The following is a 13083-nucleotide window of genomic DNA, read 5'->3' as shown; positions in this document are numbered from 1 at the left end:
CAGTCTCCGGTTCAGGTCAGGCGCGCCGATGCGCGCCCCAAAGCGCACGCCCTAGCGCAATTCTGCATCAACGGAAAGCGTGCAATTGCCCGTTTCGGCTAACAACGTACAGCGTGCCGCCCGCGACCACCGGTGCGGTGATCCCGCCGCCGGGGATTTCCGCAGTGCCGACCAGCGCGCCGTTCGTCGGGTCAAAGCTGCGCAGCAGCCCGTCAGACGAGGCGACGCGCACGCGGCCACCGGCAACCACAGGACCGTTGTGGGCATAGACTTCGGCGATTTTCTTGGGGCGGTCCTTGACGTAATTGGGCAAGGGAACGCCCCAGATGCGACTGCCGTCGGATGCGTCAAGGCGCACCAGTTCGTTGCGGTCTGTCACAGCAAAAACGCTGTTGCCGATGGGGTACATGGTGTCGATTGCGCCATCGTTCGCAGTCCACTCGCGCAGGCCCGAAGTCGCATTGACCGCCACCATGCGGCCCGATTGGTTGCCTGCATAAACGGTGTTGCCCACAACCACCGGCGCGCCGGTGATGTCGTCCACCTTGGACAAGGCGCGGCCCTGCCGTTCGCCCAGCACCGACGCGTCCCAGCGGCTTAGCCCGCCTTGACGGAACACGGCCTGCATTTCGCCCGAGCCGAAGGCAAAGATCGCCAGTTCGTCCGTGACGGCAGGTGCAGGCGCACCCAGAATGTTGGAAACGGACGTCGGGCCCGACACCTGCCAGCGTATGCGGCCTGTGGCGGCCTCAACCGCCCAACCGGTGTCGTCGCCCGCCATCAGATAGACCAGATCGCCATAGACCGTGGGCGCGCCCGAACCGGTGGCGTCCAGTTGCTGTGTCCAGCGCACGCCGCCGTTGGTCACGTCAAGCGCGGTCAGCACGCCGTAACCGGAAGAGACGTAAAGCGTGCCGTCCTTGACGGCCAGACCACCGCCGGTGGCATTGCCCGCGTCATCGCGTGCGGGGCGCACGTCGGCCTGCCACAGGGTCGCGCCAGATGTCGATGTGGCGGTCACGGTCGAACCGGAATCCAGCGTAAAGATACGGCCCGCGTCCACCACCGGATCGGCGGTGATGCGCTGACGGCGGCTGTCGCCCTGGCCGATGTTGGCGCTCCACACCCGCTGCGGTGCGGGGGACAGCGCCGGGTTGACCGTGCGATAGGCCGGTGTGCCGATCGAATGGGTCCACGACGCGTTGTTTTTGGCCGCAGGGAAGGACACCGCGCGGGTGGTGTTTGCCGGTGCGACCGCCACGACCAGATCTTCGGGATCGGGGTTTTGCAGAACCGAGCGCACGGGCTCGCGTTTGCCTGCCAGAATGACTTCGGGCTCGGTGCAGGCGCTTAGGATCAGGCTGCCACCAAGGGCCAAAGCCAGGGGCAAACGTGCCGCGAAAATTGGGTTCGATTTCATGGCTCTGCTCATTGTCGTTTCCGGTCCCGAGGCAAATTCGTCGTGTGTTTAGTTGCCGTTGGCGCTGTTTGCACCAAGGTCGGGCTCCCCACCCAGCGCCACAATCACCTGTAGCGCCCGTTGTTGCAAGTCCGGCGTCACCTCGCTGTCGTCCAAAATGGATTTCAGTCGTGCGATGGCGGCATCGGTGTCACCGGTTTCAATGTCGATCAACGCCAGTTGCTCGGTCGCCAGCAGCCGCAGCGGCACGCCGGGCTGGATCAGTGCCTCGTAACCTGCGCGGCGGTCTTCAACCGACATGGTGGCAGCACCCTGCCCCAGAAGCTTGAAAGAAGCGATCTGACGGTAGATCAGCGGCACATCATTGTTGTTGGCAACCTCTTGCAAGCGCGCGGCACCTTCGGCGGCATCGCCTGCTGCATATTCTTCGGTCGCCGTCAAAAAGTTCAGAACGGCACGCGCCGACGGCTGGCCGGTCTCGATTTCCGAAAATGCGGCGGCGCGTTCGGCGCTGTCGTTCAGCTTTAGCGCGTTCAGCATGGCATCGCCCAAGGCTTCGGCCTGCGCGCGGGTTTGCGCCTTTTGCCATTCGTTATAGGCAGCACCGCCCACGACCAGCACGATAAGCACAACCGCGATCCAGCCATAGCGGCGCAACATGCCGTACAGACGGTCGCGGCGGACCTCGTCATTCACTTCATCAATGAAACTGTCGTTATTGCTCATGGTGCGGCCTCGGGTCTGTCACAGGGTCCGACCCTCTGTTGGGGCCCGGTTTCGCCTCTCTTAACGCGCACATGGCCCCAAGCCAAGGGGCACGCGTCGCAACAGCGCACTGCGGCGTTTTGCGAAATTGCGTCACAGGATGAAAATTTCATATCTGAACTGGTCAGTTTAGTGTATTTCGCTAGATATAATTTGTCATCGGCCCTGCGGCAGGCACGGCCAGACGCATACGAATCGGGGCGCTCATGCGTATTCTTTCTATTCTGGCGGCATTGATCGTCGCCGTTATTGTGCTGGCCTTTACCATCGAGCGAGAGGACACACTGGCGTTCCTGCGCGGCGATGACACTGCGCAGACAACGGACCAACCCGCCGAAGCCGCGCCTGCTGTCGCCGCGCAAGACGCGCAGCCCGCCGCACCTGTGATCCGCGTCGTGGCCCTGCATTCCACCGCCCGCGACATCGACAGCGCGGTGGTGCTGCGTGGCCAGACCCAAGCACAACGTCAGGTCGAGGTGCGCGCCGAAACCAGTTCCACCGTCCTGTCCGAACCGCTGCCCAAGGGCACCTTTGTCGAAGCAGGTCAACTGCTGTGCAAACTGTCCCCCGGGACCCGTGGCGCGGCGCTGGCCGAAGCAAACGCCCGCCTGTCCGAAGCCCGCGCGGGCAAAGCCACCGCCCAAAGCCGCGTTCCCGAAGCACAAAGCCGCGTGGCCGAGGCACAAGCCAGACTGGACGAAACACTGATTGGCCAGAACGCAGCCACCAAGCTGAGCGAAGGCGGCTTTGCCGCTGAAACCCGCGTCAAAAGCGCCGATGCCGCGGTCGCTTCGGCGCGTGCGGGGCTGGAATCCGCCAATGCGGGCGTGAAGGCCGCGCAATCGGGGCTGCAATCGGCTGATGCCGCGATTGAAAGCGCCGCGGCTGCCGTGGCTGCCGCCGAGAAAGAAATCGAACGTCTGGACATCCACGCCCCCTTTGCGGGCCTGCTGGAAAGCGACACAGCCGAGCTGGGCAGCCTGCTGCAACCCGGCGGGCTGTGCGCCACGGTGATCCAGCTTGACCCGATCAAGCTGGTGGCCTTTGTGCCGGAAACCGATGTGGAACGTGTACATGTGGGCGCGCTGGCAGGCGGTCGGCTGGCGGCTGGCGGTGACGACGTGCAGGGCCGCGTCACCTTTTTGTCGCGCTCGGCCGATACCGTCACCCGCACCTTCCGTGTCGAGATCGAGATACCCAACCCCGACCTGACGCTGCGCGACGGGCAGACCGTGGAAATCCTGATCGCCACCGACGGCGCGCCTGCGCATCTTTTGCCGCAATCGGCGCTGACCCTGAACGACGAGGGCACCCTGGGCCTGCGCACCCTGACCGCTGACAGCGTGGTAGAATTCCAGCCGGTCAAGCTGCTGCGCGACACGCCCAAGGGCGTCTGGCTGAGCGGATTGCCCGACGCTGTGGACGTGATCGTGGTGGGGCAGGAATTTGTCACCGCCGGTGTGACCGTCGATGCCACCTTTCGGGAGGCTGCCGAATGAGCGGCATCGTTGACTGGGCCGCGTCACGGGCGCGGATGGTTCTGGCCTTTGTGGTGCTGTCCCTGACGGTCGGTGCCTTTGCCTATGTCAGCCTGCCGAAAGAGGGCGAGCCGGACATCGAGATCCCGATGCTGATCGTCACGGCCCCCTTCCCCGGCATCTCGGCTGCGGATTCCGAGACGCTGCTGATCAAGCCGATGGAAACCGAACTGGCCGATCTGCCTGGTCTGAAAAAAATGACCGCCACCGCCGCCGAGAACTATGCCAACGTCGTGCTGGAGTTCGAATTCGGCTGGAACCGCACACAAGTGATGGCCGACGCCCGCGACGCGCTGAACAACGCGCAGGCCAAGTTTCCCGAGGGTGCGGAACAGTACACGGTGGAAGAGTTCAACTTTTCCGAATTCCCGATCATCATCGTCAACCTGACCGGCCCCGTGCCCGAGCGCACCATGGCCCGCGTTGCCAAGGATTTGCAGGACGATCTGGAATCGCTTGATGCGGTGCTGGAAGCGCCGATTTCCGGCAACCGCGACGAGATGCTGGAAGTGGTCATCGACCCGCTGCGGCTGGAAGCCTATAACGTCACCGCCGCCGAACTGGTCAACGTGGTCCAGAACAACAACCTGCTGATCGCGGCGGGCGAAGTGACATCGGACACCGGCAGCTTTTCGGTCAAGATCCCCTCGTCGTTCAACGAGGCGCGCGATGTCTATGCGCTGCCGGTCAAGATCAACGGCGACCGCGTTGTCACGCTGGGTGACGTGGCCGAGATCAACCTGACCTTTGAAGACCGCGAAAGCACGGCGCGGTTCAACGGCACCGACACGATTGCCATCCAGGTGGTGAAACGCAAAGGGTTCAACCTGATCGATACCGCCGACCTGATCAAGGCAACCGTGGCCAAGAAGGCCGCGAACTGGCCCGACGGGCTGAAGGCCGCCGTGCAGGTCGGCACTTCGAACGACCAAAGCCGTGTGGTCAACTCGATGGTGCAACAGTTGCAGGGGTCGGTGTTTACCGCCATCGCGCTGGTGATGATCGTGGTGCTGGCGGCCCTTGGCCTGCGGGCGTCGTTGCTGGTGGGGTTTGCGATCCCGACATCGTTCCTGTTGTGCTTTGTGCTGCTGGCACTGATGGGCATTTCGATCTCGAACATCGTCATGTTCGGTCTGATCCTTGCCGTGGGCATGCTGGTGGACGGGGCCATCGTGGTGGTGGAATACGCCGACAAACGACAGGCCGAAGGGCTGGGCCCGATGCAGGCCTATGTGGACGCGGCCAAGCGGATGTTCTGGCCGGTGATCTCGTCCACTGCCACGACACTGTGCGCGTTCCTGCCGATGCTGTTCTGGCCAGGCGTGCCCGGCGAGTTCATGGGCATGTTGCCGGTTACCATCATCTTTGTGCTGTCGGCCTCGCTGATCGTGGCGCTGGTCTATCTGCCGGTGATGGGCGGTGTGACCGGACGGCTTGAGCGTTGGGTGTCGCAGGGTGTCAGCCGCATCGCCGCGCTGCCGGTGCTGGCGCATATCGGCATGATCATCGGTCTGGTGGCTGTGGCCGCAGCGGTGATGGCGCTGGCCTTTGTGCCGCACGCCGCCGAAGTGGGGGCCGTGCCGCCTGCGCCGCCTGTCTTTGCGCTGATGGGGGATGTTTTCGGCAAGCTGGATCAAAGCAGCCTGCCATCCATCCTGTCCACCTTTACCGCCGCCTTTGGTGTGCTTTTGCTGGCGCTTGCAGCGGCAGGCATCGTTCTGGGCTGCGTCACGGGGCTGTTCATCGGCTTGCTGGCGGTCATCGCACGGCTGGGCCGTGGCGGGCGCTGGTTGGTGGCGAAAACCTTTGGCACCCGCACACGCCGCGTGCGCGCAGGCTATCAACGGTCGCCGTTCGGGCGGGTGATGGAATTTATCGCGGGCAACCCGATCATGCCGCTGGTGATGGTGGGGGCCGTGTTTGTCTTTGTCGGCACCACGCTGATCGTGTTCATGAACAACAACAAAGGCACCGAGTTCTTTGTCGAATCCGAACCCGAACAGGCGATTGTTTACGTGATGGCGCGCGGCAACCTGAGCCTTGCGGAAAAAGATGCGCTGGTGAAAGAGGCCGAAGAGGTGGTGTTGCATCATCCGGGCGTCGCCACTGCTTTTGCCTTTGCTGGCCTTGGCGGGCTGAACGCGAACACCGGCGGGGCGCAATCGCCGAAGGACACAATCGGCCAGATCCAGATCGAGACGATCCCGTGGGAAGACCGCCCCAGCCACAAAGAGCCGTTCCTGACCATCCCGTTCATCAACTACGCGCTGACCCGCGACGTGCAGGACCCAGCCTTTGACGGCAACGTCGTGATTGACGACCTGACCGCCGAGCTCAGCCAGATCCCCGGCATCCGTGTCGAAATCATCAATCTGGCGATGGGCCCCGCCTCGGCCAAGCCGGTGCATTTGCGCCTGAAGGGCAACAACTGGGACGACTTGGTAACCGCCGCCGCCGCCGCGCGCGCCGAGTTTGACGCAACCCCGGGCCTGAAACTGGTCGAAGACACGCGCCCCCTGCCCGGCATCGACTGGCAGATCGACGTGGATGTGGAAAAGGCCGGCCGCTACGGCGCCGACGTGGCCACGGTGGGTGCAATGGTGCAACTGGTGACGCGCGGTCTGCTGCTGGACACCATGCGGGTCGACACCTCGGACGAAGAGATCGAAATTCGGGTGCGCCTGCCCGAACAGGACCGGCTGCTGAGCACGCTTGATTCGATGAAGGTGCGCACGCCGACGGGGCTGGTGCCCATGTCGAATTTCATCACCCGCACGCCGGTGCCCAAGCTGGCGCAGATCCGCAGGGTCGGTCAGAAACGGTTCTTTGACGTCAAGGCCGCCGTCGGCACCGGCCTGCAAAAGCTGGTGCCCGCGGATACAACCGCCGCCGATGGCGCTGATACGGTGGCCACGCTGACCCCTGATCCGAACGGCACGCTGATGGCCGAGGATGGCACCGCTTATGCGGTTCTGGACGGCACCCAGCCTGTCGCCGATCTGCAAGCGGCGCTGGATGCGGGGCGTTTGAACATGGTGCCCATCAATGCCAACGAGCGCATCGCAGAGGTGACCAAATGGCTGGACACCAACCCGCTGCCTGCGGGCATCGACTGGGAATGGACCGGCGACCAGGAGGATCAGGCGGAATCCGAGGCCTTCCTGTCCTCGGCCTTTTCCGCAGCCCTGGGGCTGATGTTCATCATCCTGCTGGCGCAGTTCAACAGCGTTTACAATTCGATCCTTGTGCTGGGGGCCGTGGTGCTGTCCACCGCCGGTGTGCTGATCGGCATGATGGTCATGGATCAGGCGTTTTCGATCATCATGACCGGCACCGGCATCGTGGCGCTAGCGGGGATCGTGGTGAACAACAACATTGTTCTGATCGACACCTATCAGGAATATGAACGTTACATGCCAAGGATCGAGGCGATCATCCGCACCGCCCAAGACCGCATCCGCCCTGTGCTGCTGACCACGATCACCACGATGGCGGGGCTGGCACCGATGATGTTCGGCCTGTCGCTGGATTTCATCAACGGCGGCTTTACCATCGACAGCCCGACGGCGCTGTGGTGGAAACAGCTGGCCACGGCGGTGGTGTTCGGTCTGGGGATTGCCACGGTTCTGACGCTGGTCATCACGCCGTCGCTGCTGGCGATCCGCGTGTGGCTGGGCACCTACGTGCTGTGGTTGTCGCACCTGCTGGCCAAGCTCAGCCTTGGCCGCGCCAGTGCGGCCGCCCGCGACTGGGCGCTGACCCGTCAGGCCAAGGCGGCCGACCTGCACGAGATCATATGGGACGACGGGACGGACGGGCCCGATGCCCGCGTCAAGCCGACCTTTCCGAAAGATCCGCGCCTGAACAGCGACCTGCGCGCGGCGGAATAACAGTTGGCGTTGGCCTAGCCCCTGGCGCGGTCCTGCGGGTCAAGGGCCGCCCACCAATCCGCATAGGTCGAGTTTTGCGGCGCCATCTGCGTCTGGTCGGGCGCCCCATCGTCCCACCAGACCGGACCACGCTCGCCCAAGGCTTCCTTGGCCTCTTGCACACGCGCCCGCGCCTCAGCTTTCGCCGCATCGTCCTTGGCGTTGCGCACGTCCAGCCGCGCCCGCATCAACCGTTTGATCGCAGCGCGGCGCACATCGTCGGGCAGCGCCGGATTGGTGGTGCGCCAAAGCCGCCCCTTGGACACGAAATAGCGCCCGTCGGGCGTATGCGGATAATCCTTGGGCGGCATCTAGTCCTCTTCGAACTGCTGGCGGTTCCACAACTGCGCATACCGCCCCGATTGCGCCAACAGCGCCTCGTGGGTGCCGTGTTCGACGATCTTGCCCTTTTCCAGCACGATGATCCGGTCCGCCTCGGAAATGGTGCTGAGACGGTGCGCGATGGTCAGCACCGTGCGCCCCCGCCCTGCGGCCATCAGAGCCGATTTGATCTCTTGCTCGGTCTCGCTATCCAGAGCGCTGGTGGCCTCGTCCAGCAGCAGGATCGGCGGGTCTTTCAACAAGGTCCGCGCGATGCCCACGCGTTGTTTCTCGCCACCCGACAGCTTCAGGCCCCGTTCCCCCACGGCGGTGTCGTAGCCGTCCGGCAGGCCGAGGACAAAATCGTGAATTTGCGCCGACCGCGCCGCCGCCTCGATCTCGTCCTGCGTGGCGCCACCGCGTCCGTAGGCAATGTTGTAACGGATGGTATCGTTGAACAGCACCGTGTCCTGCGGCACCACGCCAATGGCGTCGTGCAGGCTGTCCTGCGTGACATCGCGCACATCCTGCCCGTCGATGCGCAGCGCGCCGCTGCCCACGTCATAGAACCGGAACAACAGCCGCCCGATGGTCGACTTGCCCGATCCGGTCGATCCGACGATGGCCACCATTTCCCCCGGCTCTGCGGTCAGGGTGACCCCCTTGAGGATCGCGCGTTCGCTGTCATAGCCAAAATGCACATCGTCCAGTTCGATCCGCCCGCCGGTGACCACCAGCGGCTTGGCGTCGGGTTTGTCGGTGACCTCGGCGGGTTGTTCCAGCAGGTCGAACATCTCGCCCATGTCCACCAGCGCTTGCCGGATCTCGCGGTAGACGGACCCGAGGAAGTTCAGCGGCAGGGTGATCTGGATCATATAGGCGTTGACCATGACAAAATCGCCGACGGTCAGCGTGCCGTTCTGCACGCCGACGGCGGCCATGACCATGACCCCCACCAGCCCGCAGGTGATCAGGAACGACTGGCCAAAGTTCAGGAAGGCCAGCGAATAGGATGTCTTGATCGCCGCCGCCTCATAGCCTTCCATCGCCTTGTCATAGCGCCCGGCTTCGCGCGCTTCGGCCCCGAAATACTTGACGGTTTCATAGTTCAGCAGACTGTCGATGGCCTTTTGGTTGGCGTCGGTGTCCTGATCGTTCATCTCGCGGCGCAGCTTTACGCGCCATTCGGTCACCTTGAAGGTGAACCAGACGTACAGCGCGATGGTAAAGGCGACGATGGCCAGATACATCCAGTCGAACAGAACCGTCAGGATGATGCCGATCAGCAGCAGCTCCAGCACCAGCGGTCCGATGGAGAACAGCAGGAAACGCAGCAGGAAATCCACGCCCTTCACCCCCCGCTCGATAATCCGGCTTAGCCCGCCGGTCTTGCGGGTGATGTGATAGCGCATCGACAGGCGGTGGATGTGTTCAAAGGTCTCCAGCGCCAGCATCCGCAGCGCGCGCTGCCCCACGCGGGCAAAGATCGCATCGCGCAACTGCTGAAAGCCGACGTTCATCAAACGCGCCACGCCGTAAGCCACAGTCAGGCCAACGGCACCCAGCGCCAGCGCCGACACGCCTTCGCCCGACAGCACGTTGACCGCGTCGCGAAAGATGATGGGGATGTAGACAGACACCAGCTTCGACGCCAGCAACGCCACCAGTGCCCAGACAACGCGGTGTTTCACCCAGCGCTGATTTTCGGGCCACAGATAGGGCATGACCTTGCGAATGGTGCGCCAGCCGGAACGGCGTTCGGCCTTGGTTTCGTTCAGGTCAAGTTCGGCTTGGGCCGCTGCATCGGTGTCTGCGGCGGGGCTGGCTGTGTCGGCTGGCATGAAGGGTCCTGTCTTGCTGGCCTTCTACATAGGCCGACAAAGGCACGGTTGCCAGTGCTGCGGGCCGCTTTAGTCCGGCAGGTTAAAGACCTGACCGGGGTAGATCAGATCGGGGTCGCGGATGGCGTCGCGGTTGGCCTCGAAGACGCGCACGTACATCACGCCTTCGCCGTAACGGTCGCGGGCGATGGCCCACAGCGTGTTGCCGGTCTGGACGGTCACCGCCTTGACCGGTGCGTCCTGCGGGCCCGATTGCGCGGCCAGCACGGCGGGGTCTTCGCGTTTGAACGGGGTTTCAGCGCGGCTGACGACCTCGCCTTGCGGGCTCATCTCGTCCACGCGCAGGGTGTAGACGCCGCCGTCCACATGGGGCAAATCGCCCCGCCAGCGGCCACGGGCATCCACCGGCAGATCAATCATGGCGGTGTTGTCCAGATAGACACGCACAGACCCGTCACGCCCGGTGGCACGGCCCGACAATTGCACGCTGCCGTCGTCGGAATAGCCGATGGTGTCGATCGAGATGTTCAGCTTGGTCATCGCGGTGGGGCTGTTGACCAGCTCGACACCGTCGGCGTCGGATTTCAGGATCGCAACAGCCGTCGGCGCGGTCGGCGTTTCAGCCTGCGTGGTCGGGGCAGTTGCTGCGGCGGGGGCGTCAGCGGATTGCGCCGGTGCAGTATTCTGCGCTGTCTGCGTGGTGTCTTGGGTCGCAGCGGACGCGGGTTCAGCCGCTTGGGCCGGTTGATCCGTCTGGCCCGCGCTTACGACAGGTGGCGCGGGTGTCGGTGCTGTGGCTGCGGGGTCAGCCTGCGCCGTCACTGTCGGTGCCTCGGTCGGCGATTCGGCCCGTGCCTCCGTCCCTGCCTCGGTCGGCGCTTTTGTGGCGGCTGTGGCGTCATCGGGTTGCCCTGCTGCTGCCACAGCCGTCGATTCCGATGTATCTGTGACCGGTTCCGAGGTCGCCTTTACGGTTGGCGCAGCGGCTTCGTCGGTTGTCGGCTCAGCCACTGCGGGGGGCGTTGCGCCGGGGTCTGCCTGTGCTGTGTCCTTGGCCACCTGCGCGGTCTCTGCCACCTGCGCGGCCTCTGCCACCTGCGTGGTCTCGGGCTGCGGTGCGGCCTCTGCCACCTGCTCGGCCTCTGCCACCTGCTCGGCCTCTGCCACCTGCGTGGTCTCGGGCTGCGGTGCCATTGGTGCCAGAACGATCTCTTCCGCGCCCATGACATCGCCATCAGGACCGCGCTGGATCACACTCAGGATCTGCGGCTGTGTGCTGGGTTCGATCAACGTCACGGCAGCAAAGGCACCCTGCCCGCTCGCTTGGGTCGTGGTGTTTTCGACCCCGTCCAACAAAACGGCAACAGTGCTGTCGGGGGCCGCGCGGCCAGCGACCACAAAGATCCCGTCCGCTTCAAGACGCACCTCGTCAATGGTGGGCGGTGCGGGCGTGTCAGCGGCCTGGGGCGTTGCGGCATCTTCGGGCACCTCGGCCACCTTAGGCGCTTCGGCCACCTTGGGTGTTTGGGCCTCGGGTTGCGCGGCCTGCGTCTCAGCCTCGGGCGCTTGCATCACGGCAACGGGTGCATCAACCGGTGCAGGCTTGAAGAAATACAGGCCCAACCCCGCAGCCACGGCAACGACGGCAGCCACGGCGACACCCGCAGGCGCCCCCGAAAATGATGAAAACTTGCTCATGTCTCTCGCGCGCCCGTATGGCGCCCCCCAGTTGGCCCAAGTGCCATTGAGGTTACATAACAAGCGCGCTAACACCGGTCAAAAGCCAAGCAATGACAACCCCGTTTATTTTCAACACCCTGAGGTGAACCATGCTGAAATCTGTCTGTGTTTTCTGCGGCTCGCGCACCGGCAATGACCCTGAATATGCCGAACAGGCCACGGCTCTGGGCACGGCGCTGGCGGAAAACGACTGGCGGCTGGTGTACGGCGCGGGCGATGTCGGGCTGATGGGCACCGTGGCGCGGGCCACGCAGGCGGCGGGTGGCGATACCTTTGGCGTGATCCCCGCGCACCTGGTGGCCTGGGAGGTCGGCAAGGTCGATCTGACCCGCTATATCGTCACCGAAACCATGCACGAGCGCAAAAAAGTCATGTTCATGAACTGCGACGCCGTGGTGCTGTTGCCGGGCGGTGCCGGATCGCTGGACGAGATTTTCGAAGTGCTGACATGGCGGCAGCTTGGCCTGCACCAAAAGCCGGTTATCGTTTTAAACTCAAACGGTTACTGGGACCCGTTCATCCAGTTGTTGAACCATGTGGTCGATCAGGGCTTTGCCGATGCCAGCCTGCTGGATTACGTGACGCCCGTGCCGGACACGGCTGCTGCCACCGCCGCCCTGCGCGCCGCCCTGTCCTGAGCGAACATGCTGGCGGCATAGATCGCCAGCGCCAGCCAGATCAGGCCAAAGGCGATCATGTGCCAGCCGGTGAACGGCTCGGAGAACACGAAGACCGCGCAGGAAAACTGCAAGGTGGGGTTCAGGTATTGCACCAGCCCCAGCGAGGTCATCCGCACCCGCCGCGCCGCATAGCTGAACAGGATCAGCGGCAGCGCCGTCACCGGCCCCGAGATCAGCAGCACCCCCATGGTCCATGCGCCCGCGTGAAATGCCGATCCGCCCCTGTGTTCCGATTGCAACAAAACGAACAGGGCGATGGGCAGCATCAGCATGACTTCGGCGGTGACCGAAACCACCGGCCCCACCTCCAACCGCTTCTTGATCAGCGCGTAGATGCCGAAACTAACGGCCAGCGTCAGCGCGATCCATGGCGGCGCTTGCAGCCCCACGGTCAGCAGCACCACCGCCCCTGCCGCCAGCGCCACGGCGATCCACTGGCTGCGCTTCAGCGCCTCGCCAAAGACCACGCGACCGATCACCACGGCCACCAGTGGCAGAATGTAATACCCCAGGCTGCTTTCGGTGGTGCGCCCGGCCCCCACCGCCCAGATGAACAGGAACCAGTTGGTCCCGATCATCAGCGACGCCAGCGCCAGCCAGCCCAGCTTCGGGCCTGTGTTCATCGCCGCGCGCACCTGACCCAACCGCCCTTGTAGCGCCAGAATGCCGCCAAAGAACACCAGCGACCAGACGGTGCGATGCGCCAGCACTTCGATGGCAGGCACGTGCGCCACCTGTTTGTAAAAGATCGGCGAAAGCCCCCAGATGGAGCAGGCTCCGATGGCGGCCAGAATGCCTTTGGCCTGTGGCGACAGGATCTTGGGGGTGTCGGTCATAGCCCCATCAAGA

Annotated in this window: 9 protein-coding genes; 3 read left to right on the top strand and 6 right to left on the bottom strand. The window is 64.0% G+C overall.

Annotated elements, in window-relative coordinates:
* Positions 1-67 precede the first annotated feature (67 nt).
* Together AAC077_RS01615 and AAC077_RS01610 are read right to left on the bottom strand one after the other, a co-directional pair.
* The gene (locus AAC077_RS01615; protein ID WP_339766197.1) at positions 68-1420 is read right to left on the bottom strand and encodes a PQQ-binding-like beta-propeller repeat protein; all 1353 of its coding nucleotides are present in this window, start codon (positions 1418-1420) and stop codon (positions 68-70) included.
* Between the two features lie 48 nt (positions 1421-1468).
* Complete coding sequence (locus tag AAC077_RS01610; protein ID WP_339766196.1) at positions 1469-2146, bottom strand: tetratricopeptide repeat protein; 678 nt, start codon at positions 2144-2146, stop codon at positions 1469-1471.
* A gap of 245 nt (positions 2147-2391) precedes the next feature.
* On the opposite strand from AAC077_RS01610, the gene AAC077_RS01605 reads away from it, so the two are divergent.
* Both AAC077_RS01605 and AAC077_RS01600 read left to right on the top strand, forming a co-directional pair.
* A complete protein-coding gene (locus AAC077_RS01605; protein ID WP_339766195.1) occupies positions 2392-3684 on the top strand; it encodes an efflux RND transporter periplasmic adaptor subunit in 1293 nt (430 codons plus the stop codon).
* Positions 3681-7613: an efflux RND transporter permease subunit gene (locus AAC077_RS01600; RefSeq protein ID WP_339766194.1), complete on the top strand. Its 3933-nt coding sequence runs from the start codon at positions 3681-3683 to the stop codon at positions 7611-7613. The genes AAC077_RS01605 and AAC077_RS01600 overlap by 4 nt, the downstream gene beginning before the upstream one ends.
* A gap of 14 nt (positions 7614-7627) precedes the next feature.
* Here AAC077_RS01600 and AAC077_RS01595 read toward each other — a convergent pair whose 3' ends face one another.
* The 3 genes from AAC077_RS01595 to AAC077_RS01585 form a co-directional block, all read right to left on the bottom strand.
* Complete coding sequence (locus tag AAC077_RS01595) at positions 7628-7963, bottom strand: hypothetical protein (protein WP_339766193.1); 336 nt, start codon at positions 7961-7963, stop codon at positions 7628-7630.
* Positions 7964-9814: an ABC transporter ATP-binding protein/permease gene (locus tag AAC077_RS01590; RefSeq protein WP_339766192.1), complete on the bottom strand. Its 1851-nt coding sequence runs from the start codon at positions 9812-9814 to the stop codon at positions 7964-7966. It abuts the gene before it with no gap.
* Between the two features lie 69 nt (positions 9815-9883).
* Positions 9884-11512 carry a LysM peptidoglycan-binding domain-containing protein gene (locus AAC077_RS01585; protein WP_339766191.1) on the bottom strand — a complete coding sequence of 543 codons (1629 nt, stop codon included), beginning with the start codon at positions 11510-11512 and terminating at the stop codon, positions 9884-9886.
* Between the two features lie 131 nt (positions 11513-11643).
* Here AAC077_RS01585 and AAC077_RS01580 point away from each other — a divergent pair, with 131 nt between their 5' ends.
* Positions 11644-12192, top strand: coding sequence for a TIGR00730 family Rossman fold protein (locus tag AAC077_RS01580; RefSeq protein WP_339766190.1), 549 nt, complete (start codon positions 11644-11646; stop codon positions 12190-12192).
* Here the strand turns inward: AAC077_RS01580 and rarD are convergent.
* The gene (gene rarD / locus AAC077_RS01575; RefSeq protein WP_339766189.1) at positions 12129-13070 is read right to left on the bottom strand and encodes an EamA family transporter RarD; all 942 of its coding nucleotides are present in this window, start codon (positions 13068-13070) and stop codon (positions 12129-12131) included. The two genes, AAC077_RS01580 and rarD, sit on opposite strands and share 64 nt — an antisense overlap.
* Positions 13071-13083 lie beyond the last annotated feature (13 nt).

This window comes from uncultured Pseudosulfitobacter sp. (assembly GCF_963976325.1).
GTDB lineage: Bacteria > Pseudomonadota > Alphaproteobacteria > Rhodobacterales > Rhodobacteraceae > Pseudosulfitobacter.
The sequence above is the reverse complement of the archived record's forward strand: the minus strand, read 5'-3'. Positions and strand labels throughout refer to the sequence as shown.

Bases quoted from the DNA above. Each gene is read 5' to 3' on its own strand.
- AAC077_RS01615 (WP_339766197.1), bottom strand. From the start codon at position 1,420: ATGAAATCGAACCCAATTTTCGCGGCACGTTTGCCCCTGGCTTTGGCC.
- AAC077_RS01610 (WP_339766196.1), bottom strand. From the start codon at position 2,146: ATGAGCAATAACGACAGTTTCATTGATGAAGTGAATGACGAGGTCCGC.
- AAC077_RS01605 (WP_339766195.1), top strand. From the start codon at position 2,392: ATGCGTATTCTTTCTATTCTGGCGGCATTGATCGTCGCCGTTATTGTG.
- AAC077_RS01600 (WP_339766194.1), top strand. From the start codon at position 3,681: ATGAGCGGCATCGTTGACTGGGCCGCGTCACGGGCGCGGATGGTTCTG.
- AAC077_RS01595 (WP_339766193.1), bottom strand. From the start codon at position 7,963: ATGCCGCCCAAGGATTATCCGCATACGCCCGACGGGCGCTATTTCGTG.
- AAC077_RS01590 (WP_339766192.1), bottom strand. From the start codon at position 9,814: ATGCCAGCCGACACAGCCAGCCCCGCCGCAGACACCGATGCAGCGGCC.
- AAC077_RS01585 (WP_339766191.1), bottom strand. From the start codon at position 11,512: ATGAGCAAGTTTTCATCATTTTCGGGGGCGCCTGCGGGTGTCGCCGTG.
- AAC077_RS01580 (WP_339766190.1), top strand. From the start codon at position 11,644: ATGCTGAAATCTGTCTGTGTTTTCTGCGGCTCGCGCACCGGCAATGAC.
- rarD (WP_339766189.1), bottom strand. From the start codon at position 13,070: ATGACCGACACCCCCAAGATCCTGTCGCCACAGGCCAAAGGCATTCTG.